We start from the raw sequence: 19835 nt of genomic DNA, 5'->3' as shown, positions 1-19835 counted from the left end.
CGGCGTCCTTCGTTAGAGGCTCGCGGGCAGCGGCTGGCCGAACCATTTCTTCGACATCGCGCCGAGTGTGCCGTCCTTCTTCGCTTGTGCGATGGCGTCGTCCACTTTCGCGAGAAGGCGCGGCTCGTTCTTGTTCATGCCGACGAAGCACGGCGAGTCCTTGATGATGAACTTCGCTTCAGGACGGCGCGGCGGATTCTTCGAGAGAATCGCGGCAGCCACGATGTTGCCCGCGGCGATCAATTGCACTTGTCCCGAGAGGAATGCGGAGATGGTCGCGTTGTTGTCCTCGAAGCGCTTGATGGTTGCATTCGGCGCCATCTGCGAGAGTGCGATTTCTTCGAGCGCGCCGCGCGTCGCGCCGACGGTCTTGCCGGTGAGATCGGCGGGACCGTTCACCTTGATGTCGGCGGGACCGAAAACCCCCTGAAAATAGGGCGCATAAGCAGTGGAGAAGTCGAGTACCTTCTCGCGCTCGGGCGTCTTGCCGAGCGATGAAATCACGAGATCGACCTTGTTCGTCGTGAGATACGGAATGCGGTTCGCGCTGTTCACAGGGACGAGTTCGAGCTTGACCTTGAGCGACTTGGCGAGCAGCGCGGCCATATCGACGTCATAGCCTTGCGGCTTCATGTCCGCGCCCACCGATCCGAATGGCGGATAGTCTTCCGGCACGGCCACGCGCAACATGCCGCTCTTCGTGATGGTGTCGAGTGCGTCGGCGTGCGCGGCGAAAGGCGCGAAAGAAAGAAGCAGGGCGGCGAGGGCGGTGCGCCGCGTGCGGGAAAACAGTTTCGGCATCGATGATCCTTCAGGCTTCGAACGGCCGCATGGGATTTGCGCGGCTCTTGGTTCGACGCTTAAAGCGAGAGCCGTGCCATCGATGGAAAAGCCTTATACCGTGTGCGTTCGCGCGATGAGCGCCAAGGGTTGCGCACAAGCGCGGGGCGCGCGCATGCGCTTTCGTGGTGCGTCGCTTATGTGGTCCACAAGCGCAGCGGTCGAGCATCGACACCATGCACGAGCGGGCGCAAGTGCATCCAGTATTCGGTGAGCGCGCGTTGCAGCGGCTCCATCGAACGGCTGATTGCCCTGACGATCAACACGCCGGGAGCCACGCATGATGCAGCGGCGCGCATGTCGGCATCGAACGGCAGTTGCGCGGTGAGTGCTTCGGCGAGGGCGTCGTCGCACGCGGAGCCGACTGCCCATAGCGTGCCGTAGGCGGGAAAGCTTGCGAGGCCCTGCGATGCGTCGCGCAAGGGATCGCTTGCATCGATGAGGCTGCGTTCGAACCACAGCGTGCGTCCATCGCGATGCGCAATGCGCGAGATCGCCTTGATATGACCTTGCGTCCAGCGCTCACCGGCGGCGGCGCGGCCGAGCAGCATCGCATCCCAGCCGATGGCCGTCGCGGTCTCATCGAGCGTGACGTTGAACTCGAGTTCGACATTCGACGATTCGAACACGATGTTGTTTTGCGGAAGCCAGTCGAGCTTCGCATGCGGCGCGAGGTCGATATCGATGCGTTGCGTCGCGAGCTTGCCGTTGGCCTTGTACCACTTCGTTGCGCCCGGTGTCGTGATGACGGCGTGCGTGTCATCGCCGAGCTTGACGTCGATGTTCAGACGATCGCCGCCTGCCACGCCGCCTGGCGGATGCACGATGACTGCGTGACAGATATCGCCTTCGGGATAGAGCGGCCGTTGCATGCGCAGCGGCCCTTCATGCTTGCGATGGGCGCAGACGGTGCGGCCATGCTGGCGTGCGAAGCCGAGTTCGAGCGTGCCGCGCCAGATATCGGGATTGACGAGCGCCGCGTGAGATTCGTGATGCATGGACAGAGGCTATCGGGAACGATGCGCCATCATACGGCGATCAGCTCGCGCACTCCATGCGCATCCATTTCCGATCCTGCGCCGCCCGCGACGATTTCGCCGCGGCTCATGACCCAATAGCGGTCCGCGAGTTCGCGCGCGAAGTCGTAATACTGCTCGACGAGCAGCACGGTCATGCCCATTTCATCGACGAGTTGACGCAGCGTGCGGCCGATGTCGCGAATGATGGAAGGCTGGATGCCTTCGGTCGGTTCATCGAGTATGAGCAGTTGCGGCTCGCTCATCAGTGCGCGGCCGATGGCGAGTTGCTGCTGCTGGCCGCCGGAGAGATCGCCGCCGCGGCGATGTTTCATGTCGCGTAGAACGGGGAACAGGTCGTAGATGCGGTCTGGAATCTTCGAAGGCGATTTGCGGCTTGCCGCGCCGACGAGCAGGTTTTCCTCCACCGTCAGGCGGCCGAAGATGTCGCGTCCTTGCGGCACGTAGGCCAGTCCGCTTGCGACGCGGGCGTGAGTCGGCATTGACGATATCTTCGCGCCGCGCCAGGTGATGGTGCCGCTTTTGGTCGGCACGACGCCCATTACGCAACGCAGTAGCGTCGTCTTGCCGACGCCGTTGCGGCCTAATAGCACGGTTAGCTTACCGTCGGGGACGGTCATCCTCACGTTTCGCAGGATGTGGCTTCCGCCGTAGTACTGATTCAAGTCTTCGACTTCTAACATTGCTCGTTTGTCCTTGCTGGCGCTTCTTTGTCGTTGAACTTGTGATCGTGTCGGTCTATTAGCACGCCCCTCCCCGGGGCAGGGGTCACTTTCTTTGCTGCTGCAAAGAAAGTAACCAAAGAAAGGAGCTTTCTGGCCCGAAGCACTGACTCTCCGGTCACTCCGTAGAACGAGATTGGCACTCAGCTTGAAACAGCCTTGGAGCACCTTCCGCGCCCGCTGAGCGCCACGTCCTCCGAGCCCCTCGGCTCGATAACACCGAACTAGAACAACCGCTCACGTCCAAACCACAACCGTGCCGGAACACACCTTCAATTGCGCTTCACTGCGATGCGCGTAATGCGCGTTGGTTTTGTCGAGCCCGGGGCTCGGAGGACGTTAGTGGTCAGCGGGCGTGGAAGGTTATTCAAGGTTCTATCAAGCTGAGTGCCAATGTCGTTCTACGGAGTGCGCCATTAAGCTGAACCGCGGGAAAAAAGCTGCTTTCTTTGGTTACTTTCTTTGCAGCAGCAAAGAAAGTGACCCCCGCCCCGGGGAGGGGCACGCTAATAGACCGACACGAAAAAAAGCACCCTAAAACAGGCGCACGCAAAAACTCACCGTCCGAGGTAAGACTCAATAACGGCCTCGTCCCGTTTGACGCTATCGAGCGTGCCTTCTGCAAGAACCGACCCTTCGGCCATCACAGTAACCTTGCCGTTATCCCCGCTGAGCGCAGCAACAAACTCCATATCATGCTCGACGACCATCATCGAACACGACCCGCGCAGCGTATTGAGCAACTCGGCAAGTTCCATCGTCTCATGATCGGTCATGCCAGCCGCAGGTTCATCGAGCAATAGAAGCGCCGGCTGCTGCATGAGCAACATGCCAATCTCCAGCCGCTGCTTCTGTCCATGCGACAACTCACCCGCAAGCCGCGTCGCCTGATGCTGCAAGCGAATCAGTTCGAGCGTCTCTTCAATCCTCGCTTGCGCCGCACGATCCAGCCGCGCACGCAACGACGCAAACCACCGCTTGTCCGTCTTCATCGCAAGCTCGAGGTTCTCCCACACGGGATGATTCTCGAACACAGTCGGCTTCTGAAACTTGCGGCCAATTCCCGTGCGCGCAATCACCGGCTCCGACATGCGAGTCAAATCCAACGTCTGCCCGAGAAAAACCTTGCCGTCGTCAGGACGCGTCTTGCCAGTGATCACATCCATCATCGTGGTCTTTCCTGCACCATTCGGGCCGATCACGCAACGCAACTCACCCACGTCGATCGACAACGTCAGCTTGTTGAGCGCGCGAAAGCCATCGAAACTCACGGTCACGTCTTCCAGATAAAGGATCGTGCCGTGCGATACGTCGATCTCGCCGGGCGCCAGCACATGTCCCATGCCCGAGACCACGTTGATGTTCTTGTGGCCCGTTTCCTCCGGCTCAGGCGCTTGCGGAAGCGGCGGCAAATCGACGATCAATGCATGATGAGCGGTCATTCTGCGGCGTCTCCTGCAATCTTCTTTCGGCGGACGAGATCGATGAGACCCATGATGCCGTTCGGCAAAAGCAAGGGCACGAGCGTGAAGATGAGGCCCAGGAAAAACAGCCAATACTCCGCAAAATACGCAGTAAAAAAGCTCTTCGCGCCATTGACCGCGAACGCGCCGATGATCGGACCAATCAGCGTGCCGCGTCCGCCCACCGCGACCCAGATCGCCATTTCAATCGAATTCGCAGGGGACATCTCGCTCGGATTGATGATGCCGACCTGCGGCACATACAACGCGCCCGCAATGCCGCACAGCACCGCCGACACGGTCCAGATGAAAAGCTTGTACGCGAGCGGGCTGTAGCCGAGAAACATCAGGCGCGCTTCGCCATCGCGCACGCCCGTGACGACGCGTCCGAGCTTCGACGTGACGATCCATCGCGCCGCGAGAAACGCAAGCACGAGCACCGCGAACGTGATGAGAAAGAGCGCCGTGCGCGTGCCCGGATGCGTGACCGGAAAGCCCGCAATGCGCTTGAAGTCCGTGAAGCCGTTGTTGCCGCCGAAACCCGTTTCATTGCGATAGAAGAGCAGCATCGCAGCAAAGGTCATCGCCTGCGTGATGATCGAAAGATACACGCCCTTCACGCGCGAGCGGAACGTGAAGAAGCCGAAGACCCATGCAAGCACGCCCGGCACGAGCACGACGAGCAAGAGCGCATACCAGAGATGCTCCGTTCCTTGCCAGTACCACGGCAACGCATGCCAGTCGAGAAACACCATGAAGTCGGGCAGATCGCTTTGATACGTGCCTTCGCGCCCGATGGAACGCATCAGGTACATGCCCATCGCATAGCCGCCGAGCGCGAAGAAAAGCGCATGGCCAAGGCTCAGAATGCCGCAATAGCCCCACACGAGATCGAGCGCGAGCGCGCCGATCGCATAGCACATGAGCTTGCCGACGAGCGTCATCGCATAAGCCGACAAATGGAACGTGCTCGTTTCCGGCAGCACGAGCGCCATGATCGGCACGCAGACGCCCATCGCGATGAGAAGGGCGATGAGCGCGATCCATCCATTGCGCGGCAAGAGCGCGGCGCGCGGCGGTAGCCCGAGCGCGAAGCCCGCACGCGCGGCGCTTTCTTCGAGTTGCGGCGCGACGTCGAGGTTCGCGCCGATGTTGGTCGAGGCGGTCATCGATCAGGCCTCCGCGCTGCGGCCCTTCAGGGCGAACATGCCCTGCGGACGCTTCTGGATGAACAACACGATCAGCACGAGCACCGCGATCTTCGCGAGCACCGCGCCCCAGAACGGCTCGATCGCCTTGCTGACGAGACCGAGCCCGAAGCCGCCGATCACCGTGCCCGCCAGTTGACCGACGCCGCCGAGCACCACCGCCATGAACGAATCGATGATGTAGCTCTGACCCAGGTCCGGGCCCACATTGCCGATCTGCGATAACGCGCATCCGCCTAGCCCTGCGATGCCCGCGCCGAACGCGAACGCATAGGAATCGACACGCGCGGTCTTCACGCCGACGCACGCGGCCATGCGCCGGTTCTGCGTCACCGCGCGAACGAAGAGGCCGAGCCGCGTGCGCGTGAGCACGGCCCACGCGATGAGCACGACAGCCAGCGAGAACGCGAGGATCGTCAGCCGGTTATACGGCAGGATCAGGTTCTGCATGACGGCGACGCCGCCGCTCATCCACGAGGGATTCGTCACTTGCACGTTCTGCGCGCCGAAGATCGTGCGCGTCGCCTGAATGAGGATCAGGCTGACGCCGAACGTGGTGAGCAACGTTTCGAGCGGACGTCCATAAAGATGCTTCAAAACGAGCCTTTCCAGCACGATGCCGACGAGCGCCGCCGCGATGAACGAAGCCGGCACCGCGAACAGCGGATACCAGTTGAACGCAGCGGGCGCGTAGTGCTGCACGAGGTTCTGCACCACGTAAGTGGCATACGCACCGATCATCAGGAACTCGCCGTGCGCCATGTTGATGACGCCGATCAAGCCATACGTGATCGCAAGTCCGAGCGCCGCGAGCAACAGCACGCTGCCGAGCGAGAGGCCCGCGAAGATCGTCCCCGCGATTTCGCTTCGACGCTGGATCGAATCGAGTTCCTTGATGCCGGCTTCTGCTGCCGCGCGCACGCGCTCATCGGATTCGCTATAGCTGCCATCGCTTTTCTTCGCGACGATGGGGCGCAGCAGTTCATACATGTCGAGATCATGGCGAGCCGCGACGAGTTGCGCGGCTTCGAGGCGCTTGTTTGCATCGGGATCGTGCAGCGCGGTCATCGCCCAGAGCGTGTCGAGGCGCTTCTTCAATTCGACGTCGGTTTCGGCGGCGCGGGCGCGATCGATCAACGGCTTCATCGATGCATCCGGATTGCGCAGCAGCGCGGCAACGGCTTCGCGGCGTTTGGCTATATCGGGCGATGCGAGTTGCAGTCCCGACAGCGCGCCCGCTACTTTCGTGCGCAGCAGGTTGTTCAGCGTGATCGCTTGCGCGTCGGGGGCATCGGCCATCTTGTTGGTGATCGGGTCCTTGTTGCCGTCGTCGGTCTGCATGTAGACGTGGCCGTCGTCGGTGGCGACGAGCGAGCCGTCCGCGAGCGCATTCAGCACCGCGACGGAAGATGCATCGGCGTTGGCGATCAGCTTGTCGATGGCGGCGGACTTCGCTTCGAAATCATCGCCCGCGAGCGGGGCGAGATCGTCGGCAGTGAGTGCGTGGGCGGCGAACGGCGTGAACGCAATGAAGAGCGCGAGCAACACACGCAGAATGGGGGAGGCAAGCGAACCGGTCATGGTGGCCTTTCTGGTAAGACTGAAACGGCCGCGCGTTCATGCATGAGGGGAACGCGCGGCCTTGCATCGAGCCATCAATGCATGGCGCTCAGGCCGTACGCACGCGCGAGCGGCGCAGGAACGACGGAATCGATGTCACGACATCCGGCTTGCCTTCATTGCCCGCGATATACGGGCTCCACGGTTGCGCGCGGACCGCGGTCTTGGTTTTCCAGACGACGTTGAACTGACCGTCGCCGCGAATCTCGCCGATCATCACGGGCTTGTGCAGATGGTGATTGCCGTCCATCGTGAGCGTGAAGCCCGAAGGCGCGGCGAACGTCTGACCGACCATCGCGACACGCACCTTGTCCACTTCGGTGCTCTTTGCTTTCTCGACGGCCTGCTTCCACATGTGAATGCCGACGAACGTTGCTTCCATCGGATCGTTGGTGACGCGCTTGTTTCCGCCGGGCAGGTTCTGCGTCTTGACCCATTCGGCGAACTGCGTTTCGAACTTCTTGTTGGTGGGATTCTTCACCGACATGAAGTAGTTCCATGCGGCGAGATGGCCGACGAGCGGTTTCGTATCGATGCCGCGCAGTTCTTCTTCGCCGACCGAGAACGCGACGACGGGCACGTCGGTGGCTTTCAGCCCCTGATTACCGAGTTCCTTGTAGAACGGAACGTTCGAGTCGCCGTTGATCGTCGAGATGACTGTGGTTTTTCCCCCTTGCGCAAAGGTCTTGATGTTCGCGACGATGGTTTGATAGTCGCTATGTCCGAACGGTGTGTAGACCTCCTGAATATCTGCATCCTTGACTCCCTTCGAATGAAGAAAGGCGCGCAGGATCTTGTTGGTCGTGCGCGGGTACACGTAGTCGGTGCCGAGCAGGAAGAAGCGCTTGGCGCTGCCGCCTTCCGGTCCCATCAGATATTCGACGGCGGGGATTGCTTGTTGATTGGGCGCAGCGCCGGTATAGAAGACGTTGCGCGACATCTCTTCGCCTTCGTATTGCACCGGATAGAAGAGCAGTCCGTTGAGCTCTTCGAACACGGGCAGCACGGATTTGCGCGACACCGACGTCCAGCATCCGAATACGCACGCGACCTTGTCCTGCGTGAGGAGCTGGCGGGCCTTTTCGGCGAAGAGCGGCCAGTTGGAAGCGGGATCGACGACGACGGGTTCGAGTTGACGTCCCATGACGCCGCCGTTCTTGTTGATATCGGCGATGGTCATGAGTGCGGTGTCCTTGAGCGATGTTTCGGAGATCGCCATGGTGCCGGACAGCGAATGCAGAATGCCGACTTTGATCGGACCGGTATCGGCGGCTTGCGCTCTGGAGATGGGAAGCTGGCCCGCGAGCGCGAGTGCGCCGGACATGGAGCCGAACTTCAGCAGACTGCGTCGTTTCATTGATGTTCCCCTTGCCGATGTGTTTTGTTCGCTGCTTTTCCGTAAGCAGCGGGCGGGGTTCTGCAAGGGCTATGCCAATTGAGGCCGTTTGCACGGCTGGGCTTGGTTTTATAGGGTTTTTATCGGCTTGTGCTCCGCGTGCTCGGGCTTCGTTACGGTTGGTTTTGGTGCAGGTCGCGTTGATGGGTGCATCGTTGCGGTGCGGACTCGGTTCTTTTTCTGCACTCCGCGTGCGGCCGGGTTTCTTATGTTCGTGTCGGTCTATTAGCACGCCCCTCCCCGGGGCGGGGGTCACTTTCTTTGCTGCTGCAAAGAAAGTAACCAAAGAAAGCAGCTTTTCTGGCCCGAAGCACTGACTGCGTGATCACTCCGTAGAACCAGATTGGCACTCAGCTTGACACAGCCTTGAATCACCTTCCACGCCCGCTGAGCGCCACCCCATGCGAGCCCCCGGGCTCGTTAACACCGACGCGACAGCAACGCGCCGTGGATAGTAAGTTGATGGGAGGGAGCTTGTGAGAGCCGAGATGCAACTTCGTGGAAAACTCACTCGGGCGGCGGCGGTGTGCGGTGGTGTTGATGAGGCGCGAAGCCGTCCGAGTGAGTATGGTGTTGACGAGCCAGAGGGCTCGCATGGGGTGGCGCTCAGCGGGCGCGGAGAGTGATTCAAGGCTGCCTATAAGCTGAGTGCCAACGTGGCTCTACGGAGTGCGGTATCAAAATGAACAGCGGGCGAAAAGCTGCTTTCTTTGGTTACTTTCTTTGCAGCAGCAAAGAAAGTGACCCCCGCCCCGGGGAGGGGCAACGCAAATAGACCGACACGAAAACAAGCTCCCCGACGAATAAAAAACGCCCTCCCCGCGCAGGGGAGGAAAAGCATCAACGATTGACCATACGCGCAGGCACACTAAGGACCAACACCGCGCCAAGCAAAAGAAACCCGGCGAGCATATACATCCCACTAGAGTTGGCACCAGTGACTTGCTTAAGCCACCCCACGAGATAAGGACTAAGAAACCCGGCAAGATTGCCGAGTGAATTGATCATCGCGATCCCGGCCGCCGCGCCGGTGCCCGCGAGAAACGCCGTCGGCAGACTCCAGAACAACGGCAACGTAGTGAGAATGCCCATCGTGGCAAGCGTCAGTCCGAGCATCGCAAGCGGCGTATTGCCAGCCCACACCACCGACAGCACCAGCCCGATCGCTCCGACAAAAGCCGGCACGGCAATATGCCACCGACGCTCACCGCGCCTGTCCGCACTGCGCGCCACGAGCAACATGCCCACGACCGCCGCGCCATAAGGAATCGCCGATAGCAGCCCGATCGTCAGCGCATCCGTCACGCCCGTCGCCTTGATGATCGTCGGCAGCCAGAAGCTCACGCCATAAAGACCCATCACGAACGAAAAGTAGATGAGGCTCATCAGCCACACCTTCGGGCTCGACAGAATGCGGCTGATCGGCGGATCTTCCTTCTCCACGTTATCCGCCGCAATGTTCCGTTCGAGCAAATCGCGCTCTTCCTGCGTCAGCCACTTCGCCTTCGATATGCGATCGTCCATCATCAGCAACACGACAATGCCCACGATCACCGACGGAATGCCCTCGAGCAGCAACAGCCATTGCCAGCCGTGCCAGTTATGCACGCCATCGAAAGTCTTCATGATCCAGCCCGATACCGGCCCGCCAATCAATCCCGACAACGCGATGGCCGTCATGAAGAGCGTCGTCATGCGCCCGCGCCGCTGCGCCGGATACCAGTACGTCAGATAAAGAATGATGCCCGGAAAGAAGCCCGCTTCCGCGACGCCCAGCAGAAAGCGCATCACGTAGAACATCGTGGGCGTGGTGACGAACATCGTGAGCGCCGAGATGATGCCCCACGAAATCATGATCCGCGCAATCCAGACACGCGCGCCGACCTTATGCAGAATGACGTTGCTCGGTATCTCGAAGATGAAATAGCCAAAGAAGAATATGCCCGCGCCGAAGCCATAAACGGCATCCGAAAGACCGAGATCGGTGGACATCTGCAGCTTCGCAAAGCCGACGTTCACGCGGTCGAGATACGCCACCACATAGCAGATCAGGAGCAGCGGCGAAAGCCGCCACGCAACCTTGCGATACGTCGCTTCCTCGAAACTCGATGGCGCGCTCGCGCCGGGACGGGGCATGGGATTGGCAGTGCTGGACATCTCGTCTCCTTACGGTCGTGCCATGAAGGCATCGTTATCTTCGCGTAAGGATTCTAGCCGCTCGGCTGCGCGCCAAGCGGCTGTTTCGGCTGGGGAAAACACCAATCGCGTCAGCGCCGCGACTTTCGTCAGACGCAGCGTCCGCCATCCACTTCGAGCGCGACGCCCGTGATGAACTCTGCATCGTCGGATGCGAGATACAGCGCCGCATTCGCAATGTCCTGCGGCGTCGAAAGCCGGCCGAGCGGAATCGTCGCGAGGAACTTCTGGCGGTTCGCGGGCGTGTCCTCCATGCCCATGAACTCGGTAAGCAGACCCGTTTCGCCCATCACCGGGTTGATGCAGTTCACGCGGATGCGATCCGGGCCCAGTTCCACGGCCAGCGCCTTGCTCGCGATGATCACCGCCGCCTTGCTGCCGTTGTACCAGACGAGGCCGGGACGCGGCCGCACGCCCGCCGTCGACGCAACGTTGATGAACGCGCCGCCGCCTTGCTGCCGGAAGTACGGCACGAACTGCTCGACGCTCCAGTAGATGCTCTTCACGTTCACCGCATAGACGCGGTCGAACTCGGCTTCGGTCACGTCGAGCACGGGCTTGTTACGGTGCGTCGTGCCCGCATTGTTGACGACGACCTGCACGCTGCCGAAGTCTTCGATGGCCGCATCGAAAAGGCGCTGCCAGTCGTCGCGCTTCGTGACGTCGCCCGCCACGGAGATCGCGCGCCCATGACTCGCTTCCGGCGACGACGCCAGCGCGATCTCGCTTGCCACGCGCTCCGCCGCCGGGCCGTTCAGGTCGTTGACCACCACGTTCGCGCCTTCGCGCGCAAACGTCTTCGCAATGCCCTCGCCAAAGCCCGAACCCGCGCCCGTCACGATCACCGTCTTGCCTTGCAGTCGCATGCTGTCTCCTTACCCGTGTCTGATGGCGATGGTTTTCAACGTCGTGAAGCCGTACAGCGCCTCGAAGCCCTTTTCGCGCCCGTGTCCCGAATGCTTGACGCCGCCGAACGGCAATTCCACGCCGCCGCCCGCGCCATAGTTGTTGATGAAGACCTGGCCCGAACGCACGCGCCGCGCAAGGCGCATCTGCCGCGCGCCGTCGCGTGTCCAGATGCCCGCGACGAGGCCGTAGTTCGTGTCGTTGGCGAGCTTGAGCGCGTCGGCTTCGTCGTCGAAGGGCATGGCGGCGAGCACCGGCCCGAAGACCTCCTCGCGCGCGAGCCGATGCGTGCGCGGCACATCGCGCAACAGCGTCGGCGACTGATAGAAGCCTGCTTCCGGCGCTTCCGCGACGACTTCGCCGTGCGCCGCCATCGCGATGCCGTCGTGCTGCGCATCGGACAGATAGTCCCACACGCGCTGCTGCTGCTTCGCGCTGATGAGCGGGCCGCAATCGAGATCGAGCTTGCTCGGTCCGACCTTCAGCGCCGCGAACGCTTCCGACAGCCTCTCGATGAGCGGCTCGTAAGCCGCACGCTCGATCAGCACGCGGCTGCCCGCCGAGCACGTCTGTCCCGCGTTCTGCACGATCGCCGCGACGAGCACGGGCAGGGCGGCGTCGAAATCGGCATCGGCGAAAACGATTTGCGGGGACTTGCCGCCCAGTTCGAGCGTGACGGGCACGTGGTTGTCGGCGGCCATCTTGGTGACGGCCGCGCCCGTCGCGGGCGAGCCCGTGAACGAAATATGATCGATGCCCGGATGACGCGCGAGCGCCGCGCCCGCTTCGTATCCGTAACCGGTGACGATGTTCAGCGCGCCTTCCGGCAGGCCCGCTTCGGCGGCCAGTTCCGCGACGCGCAGCAGCGACAGGCACGCGTCCTCGGCCGGCTTCACGACGCACGCGTTGCCCGCGGCCAGCGCCGCGCCGACGCTGCGCCCGAAAATCTGCAGCGGATAGTTCCACGGCACGATATGGCCGGTGACGCCGTGCGGCTCGCGGATGGTCAGCACGGTGAAGCCGGACTGATACGGCAGCGTCTCGCCGTGCAGCTTGTCGGCGGCGCCCGCGTAGAACTCGAAATAGCGCGCGATGCCCGTTGCGTCCGCGCGCGCCTGCGTCATCGGCTTGCCGGTGTCGCGCGCCTCGATCTGCGCGATGTCCTCGTGGCACGCGGCGATCAGCATCGAGAGCCGCGCGAGGATGCGCCCGCGCTCGGCGGCGCTCATCGCGCCCCAGGCGCCGTCGTAAGCGGTGCGCGCGGCGCTCACGGCGCGGTCGATGTCCGCGCCCGTGCCGCGTGCGATCTGCGTGAACACTTGCCCGTCCGAGGGATCGACGACCGGAATGGTTTCGTGGACCGACGGCGCGGTCCATCGGTTGCCGATGAAATGCTTGCCTTCTTCCATGCACGTCTCCTTGCGATCGTTCGTCTTCGCGAATGCTCACGAACCGATTATCGCGCCATACGTGAGAGGCTTGGTGCGGCGGCGCGCCCGGTCCGGAAAGCTCGTTTGGCTATAATGCCTGAAGTGTTTCACCTCGCCGCGCCGGCGTTTCACGCGTGGCTCGCATCGCGCGAGATGCGCCATCCGGCATCCCGAACTCAACTTCTCAGAGAGCGCTCATGAGCTTCAACAACGTACCTCCCGGCAAGGATCTCCCGCAGGATTTCAACGTCATCATCGAAATTCCCGCACAGAGCGATCCGGTCAAATACGAAGCGGACAAGGACATGGGCCTGCTCGTCGTCGATCGATTCATCGGCACCGGCATGCGCTATCCGGCCAACTACGGCTTCATCCCGCAGACGCTCTCGGGCGACGGCGATCCGGTCGACGTGCTCGTCATCACGCCGTTCCCGCTGCTCGCAGGCTCGGTTGTGCGCGCGCGTGCGCTCGGCATGCTGCAAATGACCGATGAATCGGGCGTGGACGCGAAGCTGATCGCCGTGCCGCACGACAAGATCTGCCCGATGACGGCGAACATCAAGTCCGTCGACGACGTGCCCGAGTATCTGAAGGATCAGATCAAGCACTTCTTCGAGCAATACAAGGCGCTCGAAAAGGGCAAGTGGGTGAAGGTGGAAGGCTGGGCGGGCATCGATGCCGCGCACAAGGAAATCACCGAAGGCGTCGCGAACTACAAGAAGTAAGCGCGTCGCATCGATGCGAACGCCGCCGCGCAATTGAAGCGCGGCGGCTTTTTTTATGCTTCTTCGATTTGCGGCAACACGGATTCGAGCGTCCGTTCTCCCGCGATCAACGCGCGCTTTTGCTGCACCGGCAAACGCTTCACGCGATATTCCGCGCGCAACGCCTCCGATCTTCCCGCCAGTTCAAACGACGCCGCCACGCGCAGCGGCTTTCTCGCTCGCGTGTAACGCGCGCCCTTGCCGGCGGCGTGCGCGGCGAAGCGCGCGTCGACATCGGTGGCGATGCCCGTGTATAGACTGCCGTCAGCGCATTCGATCAGATAGAGGAACCACGGCATCGCGTCGTATCGGGAAGTCAGGGGGAATTGCCGCGCATTATCGCCGATGCCCGCGCACTCCGGCCGCCCCGACGCCTTTTATCGACTTGCGCGAGAATAGCCCCTTTCGCGCATGACGCGCTCATCGGTCTCTTGACGGGTTTTATAGCGAGGTAGCCTGTTGAATCGCGAAGTCGAAATTCATGTGGTGGATTCGCTCGACGACATTCCGGCCGCCGACTGGAATCGCATCGCCGGCGACAATCCTTTCGTGCGGCACGGCTTTCTTTCGGCGCTGCAGGACACACAATGCGCGGTCAAGCGCACGGGATGGCGCGCGCATCATCTGATCCTGCGGCGCGGCGGCGAATTCGCGGGCGCAATGCCGCTGTATCTCAAGTCGCATTCGCGCGGCGAATATGTATTCGATCACGCCTGGGCCGATGCCTTCGAGCGCCACGGCCTGCGCTATTACCCGAAGGCGGTGTCGGCGGTGCCGTTCTCGCCGGTCACGGGTCCGCGGCTCATCGCGGCGGAGCATGAGGATCGCGTGCTGCTCGCGCGCGGTGCAATCGAACTCACGCGCCGGCTCGACATTTCATCGCTGCACGTGCTGTTTCCGCACGCGCAGGACATCGACGCGCTAACGGACGCCGGCTACATGCTGCGCGAAGGCGTGCAGTTCCACTGGGAGAATCTGCCTGGCGAAGGCTATGCGAGCTTCGACGCCTTCCTCGCGACGATGAGCCACGACAAGCGCAAGAAGGTGAAGCAGGATCGGCGGCGCGTGACGGAAGCGGGCGTGACCTATACGTGGCTGCGCGGCCATGACATTGACCAGAGCGCGCTCGACTTCTTCTACGACTGTTACGACAACACGTATCGCGAGCACTGGAACGCGCCGTATCTGTCGCGCGAATTCTTCGGCCAGATTCACGCCGATGCGCCCGACAGCATGCTGCTCGTCATCGCCGAAGCGGACGGCGAGCGGCTCGCGTGCGCCCTCAACATGATCGGCGGCGACACCATGTACGGCCGCTATTGGGGCACGCGGGAGTTCATCTCGGGGCTGCACTTCGAGACCTGCTACATGCAGGGGATCGAATATTGCATCGAGCATAAGCTCGCGCGTTTCGAAGGCGGCGCGCAGGGCGTGCACAAGATGTCGCGCGGGCTCTTGCCGACGCCGACGTGGTCCGCGCACTGGATCGCGGATCGGCGCTTCGCCGAGGCCATCAGCGAGTTTCTCGATGCCGAAACCACCGCGATGAACGAGCACATCGAAGAGTTGGAAGCGCATACGCCGTTCAGAAAAAAGGGCTAGAACCGCATGCGATAATCGATCGGACACGTCGCTTCGTCGCTTCGTCGTTGTAGCCGCTTTCGTCCGACACACCACGCGCAGGAAGATGAACATGAGCAGAAACTTCTTCAACCTCTACAGCCACGACTTCGCGCGCGTCGCCGTCGCCATTCCGAACTGCAAGGTGGCGGACCCGGCATTCAACGCACAAGAGACGATCAAGCTCGCGAAGCAGGCGGCCGCGCGCGGCGCGGTGCTCGTCGCATTTCCCGAACTCGGTCTCTCGGCTTATACGTGCGACGACCTGTTCCATCAAAGAGCGCTCCTCGATGCATGCGAGGACGCGCTGCGAAGCATCGTCGAGGCGTCGAAGGAAGCGAAGATCGCGATGATCGTCGGCTTGCCGGTGCGCGCGGAGCACAAGCTCTTCAATTGCGCGGTGGTCGTGGCCGATGGCGCGATTCGCGGCGTGGTGCCGAAGAGCTATCTGCCGAACTACGGCGAGTTCTACGAAGCGCGCCAGTTCAGCCCCGCCGATGCCGCCACCGCGCGCACGCTCTCGCTCTGCGGTCAGGACGTGCCGTTCGGCGCATCGCTGCTGTTTCAGATCAAGGATCTGCCGCTGTTCCGCTTCCATGTCGAAATCTGCGAGGACGTGTGGGTGCCGATTCCGCCTTCGTCGTTCGCGGCGCTCGCGGGCGCGACGGTGCTCGTGAATCTGTCGGCGTCGAATATCGTCGTGGGGAAGTCGGCGTATCGGCATCAACTGGTCGGGCAACAGTCCGCGCGATGCGTGGCCGCGTATCTGTACACGTCGGCGGGCGAGGGCGAATCCACCACGGATCTCGCGTGGGACGGGCAAGGCCTCATCTACGAGAACGGCGAGATGCTCGCGGAGTCCGAGCGCTTCGCGGGCGAGTCGCACGTGATCTTCGCCGATGTCGATCTCGAGCGGCTTTCGCGCGAGCGCATGAAGCAGACCACCTTCGGGCGATCCACCGCGCGCCACGCCGATGAAGTCGCGAAGTTCAGCGTCGTTGAGTTCGCGCTGTCCGCGCCGACCGAAGATGCGCTGCCGCTCGAACGGCGCGTCGCGCGCTTTCCGTACGTTCCCGCCGATCGCACGCGCCGCGACGCGCGATGCAACGAGGTCTACAACATCCAGGTTCAGGCGCTCTTGCAGCGGCTGCGGTCGTCGGGAATATCGAAGGTCGTGATCGGCGTATCGGGCGGGCTCGACTCCACGCATGCACTGCTCGTGTGCGCGAAGGCGATGGACCGTCTCGGCCTGCCGCGCTCGAACATCCTCGCCTATACGATGCCCGGCTTCGCCACCAGCGACCGCACGCTGCGTCAGGCGCGCGAACTGATGCAGGTCATCGGCTGCACGGCGCAAGAGATCGACATTCGCGCGAGCTGCGCGCAAATGCTCGCCGACATCGGCCATCCGCACAGCGAAGAGAACACGCAATACGACATCACGTACGAGAACGTACAGGCCGGCGAACGCACGAGCCATCTCTTCAGGCTCGCGAATCTGAATAACGCGATCGTCATCGGCACGGGCGACCTGAGCGAACTCGCGCTCGGATGGTGCACGTACGGCGTCGGCGATCACATGTCGCACTACAACGTGAACGCGAGCGTGCCGAAGACGCTCATCACGCATCTGGTGCGCTGGGTCGCGGAGTCGGGCGAAATCGGCGATGCGGGCAGCGACGTGCTCGAAAACGTGCTCAGCACCGACATCAGCCCGGAACTCATTCCCGGCAAGGAAAGCGGGGCGCTCGAACAGAAGACGGAAAGCGTCATCGGGCCGTACGAGCTGCAGGACTTCAATTTGTACTACACGGTCCGCTTCGGCTTCGCGCCTTCGAAGGTCGCGTTCCTCGCGCACGCCGCGTGGCGCGACCGCGATGCCGGCGACTGGCCCGAAGATCCGAACGTCGCGCGCAATCAGTACGGGCTTGCCGATATCCGCAAGAACCTGCGCATCTTTCTCGACCGCTTCTTCCGCACGAGCCAGTTCAAGCGGTCGTGCATTCCGAATGCACCGAAGGTGGGCTCGGGCGGATCGCTTTCGCCGCGCGGCGACTGGCGCGCACCGAGCGATTCGCAAGCGACCGTGTGGCTCAACGATCTGGCGCGCATTCCCGAGACCGAATGACGATCATCTTCGCTTAAAGCAAAGCGCTGGCGCGATCAAACGCGACTAGAATCGATAAGCATCCGTCACGCGAGTGACGACCACTTTTCTGAACTCTTGACTCCGAAGCGAGGCACGCCATGAAACGCATCACCGCCATCATCAAACCGTTCAAGCTCGACGAAGTCCGCGAAGCGCTCGCCGAAGTCGGTCTGACGGGGCTCACGGTCACGGAAGTGAAGGGCTTCGGCCGCCAGAAAGGGCATACCGAGCTCTATCGTGGTGCGGAGTATGTCGTCGACTTCCTGCCGAAGGTGAAGATCGAAGTCGTCGTCGCGAACGATCAAACCGATCAGGTCATCGACGCGATCATCGGCGCGGCGCGCACCGGCAAGATCGGCGACGGCAAGATCTTCGTCGCGGATGTCGAGCGCGTCATCCGCATTCGCACCGGCGAGGAAAACGAAGCAGCGGTCTGAGCGCCGCGCGTTCCTTCGCTCTTCGCGCCATCGAAGCCCGCTCGCCCGAGCGGGCTTGTCGTTTCCCGCATCGCATGCACCAGCGCGATGCGCGTGTCTCCCGTCCGCCGCTTCAAATCAGCCAAGCCGCAAGCGCCGCCGTGCGGTAACATCGGCTCGATAATATTTCTGTAAGGATTCGTCGATGCACCACGCGATCGGCTTTATTCAGGATCTCGCCGTGATCATGGCCATCGCGGGCGTCGTGACGGTGCTGTTTCATCGTCTGCGGCAGCCGGTCGTGCTGGGTTATATCGCCGCGGGCGTGATCATCGGGCCGTACACGCCGCCGTTCAATCTCATTCACGACGAAGCGACCATTCAGACGCTCGGCGAATTGGGCGTCGTCTTCCTGATGTTCTCGCTCGGGCTCGAATTCAGTCTGCGCAAGCTCTTCAAGGTCGGCGCGACCGCGTTCGTCGCGGCGCTGTCGGAAATCGTGCTGATGATCTGGGTCGGCTACGAAATCGGCCGATGGTTCGGCTGGAACTCGATGGACTCGCTCTTTCTCGGCGCGATGCTCGCGATCTCGTCGACGACGATCATCGTGAAGGCGCTGTCCGAACTCGGCATGAAGGGCGAGCACTTCGCGCAGATCGTGTTCGGCATTCTGATCGTCGAGGACATTCTCGCCATCGCGATGCTCGTGCTGCTTTCCGGCATCGCGCAGACGGGTTCGGTGAGCGCGGGCGTCGCGGTCGTCACGCTCGGCAAGCTGCTGCTCTTCATGACGGTGTCGCTCGTCGTCGGCATTCTGACCGTGCCGCGCGCGCTCAACTACGTCGCGAAGGCAAAGAGCGACGAGATGCTGCTCGTCACCGTGCTCGGCTTCTGCTTCGGTTTCTGCCTGCTCGTCGTGAAGCTCGATTATTCGATCGCGCTTGGCGCGTTCCTGATCGGCGCGATCATGGCGGAATCGAAGCATCTCGCGCGCATCGAGCACCTGATCGCGCCGGTGCGCGACATGTTTTCCGCGATCTTCTTCGTGACGATCGGGTTGCTGCTGAATCCGACCGTGCTCGTCGATTATGCAGGGCCCATCGCCGTCATCACGGTTGCGGTCGTGCTCGGCAAGATCGTGTCGTGCGGGCTCGGCGCGTTTCTCGCGGGCAAGGACGGGCGCACGTCGATGCGCGTCGGCATGAGCGTCTCGCAAATCGGCGAGTTCTCGTTCATCATCGCGTCGCTCGGGCTGTCGCTGAAGGTCACGAGCAGCTTTCTTTATCCGATTGCGGTGGCCGTGTCCGCGCTCACGACGCTCTTCACGCCGTATCTGATCCGCGCCGCCGATCCGCTCACCCTGCGTCTCGCCCGCGCGATGCCCGCGCCGCTCGCGAACACCTTCGGCCTCTATTCGCAATGGCTCGCGAGCCTGGCGCCGGCGGCATCCGGCGGCGCGACGCTCTTTTCCATGACGCGCCGCATCGTGGTGCAGATCGCGGTCAACCTCGCGCTCGTCGCGGCGATCTTCCTTAGCGCGTCGTACTCGGCGCCGTTCGCGTCGCAGTATCTTTCGCGCTGGCTCGATACCGACAACGCGCAGCGCGTCGTGCTGTGGGGTGCGGCGCTCGTCATCGCGTTGCCGTTTCTGGTGGCGGTGTATCGCAAGCTGGAATCGCTCGCTCTGCTGCTCGCCGAAGTGAGCGTGGATCCCGCGAAGGCTGGCCGCTTCACGCGCGCCATCCGCACCGCCATTTCCGGCCTGATTCCGATCGTCGCGATGTTCGGCGTTTTCCTGCTCGTCGCGGCGCTGTCGGGCGGCATTCTTCCGCCGTTCGGCCTGATGGTCGGCGTTTTGCTGTGCGCGGCGCTTTTGCTGACCGTGCTTTGGCGCTGGTGCGTGAAAATCCACGCGACGATGCAGATCGCATTGCGCGAAACGCTGGAGGAAACGCGCGAGCACTGATGCGCGGCCGTTCGCGTCGCGATAGTCGCGATAGATGTGAGCAAATGTGTGCTGGTTTGCGTCGCCGCGTTCGATGGGCGGATAATCAAAAACTGTCCATTA

At 62.2% G+C, this 19835-nt stretch carries 16 protein-coding genes; 5 read left to right on the top strand and 11 right to left on the bottom strand.

All coding sequences use genetic code 11. The annotated features are described in order from the left end of the window. Positions 1 to 12: 12 nt before the first annotated feature. The 10 genes from AWB72_RS16355 to AWB72_RS16310 all read right to left on the bottom strand — a co-directional run bounded on the left by AWB72_RS16355 (position 13) and on the right by AWB72_RS16310 (position 12797). Entirely contained in the window at positions 13 to 801 is a 789-nt protein-coding gene (locus AWB72_RS16355) for a transporter substrate-binding domain-containing protein (RefSeq protein WP_040050755.1), read from the bottom strand. A gap of 176 nt (positions 802 to 977) precedes the next feature. Next, positions 978 to 1838, bottom strand: coding sequence for an urease accessory protein UreD (locus AWB72_RS16350; RefSeq protein WP_040050754.1), 861 nt, complete (start codon positions 1836 to 1838; stop codon positions 978 to 980). A gap of 29 nt (positions 1839 to 1867) precedes the next feature. After that, on the bottom strand, positions 1868 to 2560 hold the full coding sequence (gene urtE, locus AWB72_RS16345; protein ID WP_040050753.1) for an urea ABC transporter ATP-binding subunit UrtE: 693 nt from the start codon (positions 2558 to 2560) through the stop codon (positions 1868 to 1870). A gap of 596 nt (positions 2561 to 3156) precedes the next feature. Then, positions 3157 to 3942, bottom strand: coding sequence for an urea ABC transporter ATP-binding protein UrtD (urtD, locus tag AWB72_RS16340; RefSeq protein ID WP_244285659.1), 786 nt, complete (start codon positions 3940 to 3942; stop codon positions 3157 to 3159). A gap of 95 nt (positions 3943 to 4037) precedes the next feature. After that, complete coding sequence (urtC, locus tag AWB72_RS16335; protein WP_040050752.1) at positions 4038 to 5231, bottom strand: urea ABC transporter permease subunit UrtC; 1194 nt, start codon at positions 5229 to 5231, stop codon at positions 4038 to 4040. 3 nt (positions 5232 to 5234) lie between these two features. Then, entirely contained in the window at positions 5235 to 6851 is a 1617-nt protein-coding gene (gene urtB / locus AWB72_RS16330) for an urea ABC transporter permease subunit UrtB (protein ID WP_084592901.1), read from the bottom strand. Positions 6852 to 6939: 88 nt separating this feature from the next. Then, entirely contained in the window at positions 6940 to 8247 is a 1308-nt protein-coding gene (urtA, locus tag AWB72_RS16325; protein WP_040050751.1) for an urea ABC transporter substrate-binding protein, read from the bottom strand. Positions 8248 to 9126: 879 nt separating this feature from the next. Then, the gene (locus AWB72_RS16320) at positions 9127 to 10443 is read right to left on the bottom strand and encodes an MFS transporter (protein ID WP_040051257.1); all 1317 of its coding nucleotides are present in this window, start codon (positions 10441 to 10443) and stop codon (positions 9127 to 9129) included. A gap of 128 nt (positions 10444 to 10571) precedes the next feature. Further along, positions 10572 to 11348, bottom strand: a complete 777-nt coding sequence (locus AWB72_RS16315) for an SDR family oxidoreductase (RefSeq protein ID WP_040051256.1) — start codon at positions 11346 to 11348, stop codon at positions 10572 to 10574. Positions 11349 to 11357: 9 nt separating this feature from the next. Next, complete coding sequence (locus tag AWB72_RS16310; RefSeq protein WP_087128284.1) at positions 11358 to 12797, bottom strand: aldehyde dehydrogenase family protein; 1440 nt, start codon at positions 12795 to 12797, stop codon at positions 11358 to 11360. Between the two features lie 218 nt (positions 12798 to 13015). Here AWB72_RS16310 and ppa point away from each other — a divergent pair, with 218 nt between their 5' ends. Then, positions 13016 to 13543, top strand: coding sequence for an inorganic diphosphatase (gene ppa, locus AWB72_RS16305; protein WP_040051254.1), 528 nt, complete (start codon positions 13016 to 13018; stop codon positions 13541 to 13543). Positions 13544 to 13596: 53 nt separating this feature from the next. Here the strand turns inward: ppa and AWB72_RS16300 are convergent, their stop codons facing one another. Then, positions 13597 to 13881 (bottom strand): GIY-YIG nuclease family protein, encoded by a 285-nt coding sequence (locus AWB72_RS16300; RefSeq protein ID WP_040051253.1) that lies wholly within the window; start codon positions 13879 to 13881, stop codon positions 13597 to 13599. Positions 13882 to 14041: 160 nt separating this feature from the next. Here AWB72_RS16300 and AWB72_RS16295 point away from each other — a divergent pair, with 160 nt between their 5' ends. From AWB72_RS16295 to AWB72_RS16280, 4 genes are all read left to right on the top strand, one after another. After that, positions 14042 to 15184, top strand: a complete 1143-nt coding sequence (locus AWB72_RS16295; RefSeq protein ID WP_040051252.1) for a GNAT family N-acetyltransferase — start codon at positions 14042 to 14044, stop codon at positions 15182 to 15184. 91 nt (positions 15185 to 15275) lie between these two features. Further along, positions 15276 to 17330 carry an NAD(+) synthase gene (locus AWB72_RS16290; RefSeq protein ID WP_040051259.1) on the top strand — a complete coding sequence of 685 codons (2055 nt, stop codon included), beginning with the start codon at positions 15276 to 15278 and terminating at the stop codon, positions 17328 to 17330. A gap of 119 nt (positions 17331 to 17449) precedes the next feature. Then, positions 17450 to 17788, top strand: a complete 339-nt coding sequence (gene glnK, locus AWB72_RS16285) for a P-II family nitrogen regulator (RefSeq protein ID WP_008342452.1) — start codon at positions 17450 to 17452, stop codon at positions 17786 to 17788. Between the two features lie 184 nt (positions 17789 to 17972). Next, positions 17973 to 19733, top strand: coding sequence for a cation:proton antiporter (locus AWB72_RS16280; protein ID WP_040051251.1), 1761 nt, complete (start codon positions 17973 to 17975; stop codon positions 19731 to 19733). Positions 19734 to 19835: the final 102 nt, after the last annotated feature.

Origin of the sequence: Caballeronia concitans (assembly GCF_001544615.1) — a bacterium.
GTDB classification, from domain to species: domain Bacteria; phylum Pseudomonadota; class Gammaproteobacteria; order Burkholderiales; family Burkholderiaceae; genus Caballeronia; species Caballeronia concitans.
Note: the sequence above shows the minus strand (reverse complement) of the source record. Positions and strands in the feature narration are given on the sequence as shown.

Bases quoted from the DNA above. Each gene is read 5' to 3' on its own strand.
- urtB (WP_084592901.1), bottom strand. From the start codon at position 6,851: ATGACCGGTTCGCTTGCCTCCCCCATTCTGCGTGTGTTGCTCGCGCTC.
- AWB72_RS16280 (WP_040051251.1), top strand. From the start codon at position 17,973: ATGCACCACGCGATCGGCTTTATTCAGGATCTCGCCGTGATCATGGCC.
- ppa (WP_040051254.1), top strand. From the start codon at position 13,016: ATGAGCTTCAACAACGTACCTCCCGGCAAGGATCTCCCGCAGGATTTC.
- urtE (WP_040050753.1), bottom strand. From the start codon at position 2,560: ATGTTAGAAGTCGAAGACTTGAATCAGTACTACGGCGGAAGCCACATC.
- AWB72_RS16290 (WP_040051259.1), top strand. From the start codon at position 15,276: ATGAGCAGAAACTTCTTCAACCTCTACAGCCACGACTTCGCGCGCGTC.
- glnK (WP_008342452.1), top strand. From the start codon at position 17,450: ATGAAACGCATCACCGCCATCATCAAACCGTTCAAGCTCGACGAAGTC.
- urtC (WP_040050752.1), bottom strand. From the start codon at position 5,231: ATGACCGCCTCGACCAACATCGGCGCGAACCTCGACGTCGCGCCGCAA.
- AWB72_RS16320 (WP_040051257.1), bottom strand. From the start codon at position 10,443: ATGTCCAGCACTGCCAATCCCATGCCCCGTCCCGGCGCGAGCGCGCCA.
- urtA (WP_040050751.1), bottom strand. From the start codon at position 8,247: ATGAAACGACGCAGTCTGCTGAAGTTCGGCTCCATGTCCGGCGCACTC.
- urtD (WP_244285659.1), bottom strand. From the start codon at position 3,942: ATGGGACATGTGCTGGCGCCCGGCGAGATCGACGTATCGCACGGCACG.
- AWB72_RS16300 (WP_040051253.1), bottom strand. From the start codon at position 13,881: ATGCCGTGGTTCCTCTATCTGATCGAATGCGCTGACGGCAGTCTATAC.
- AWB72_RS16315 (WP_040051256.1), bottom strand. From the start codon at position 11,348: ATGCGACTGCAAGGCAAGACGGTGATCGTGACGGGCGCGGGTTCGGGC.
- AWB72_RS16310 (WP_087128284.1), bottom strand. From the start codon at position 12,797: ATGGAAGAAGGCAAGCATTTCATCGGCAACCGATGGACCGCGCCGTCG.
- AWB72_RS16350 (WP_040050754.1), bottom strand. From the start codon at position 1,838: ATGCATCACGAATCTCACGCGGCGCTCGTCAATCCCGATATCTGGCGC.
- AWB72_RS16355 (WP_040050755.1), bottom strand. From the start codon at position 801: ATGCCGAAACTGTTTTCCCGCACGCGGCGCACCGCCCTCGCCGCCCTG.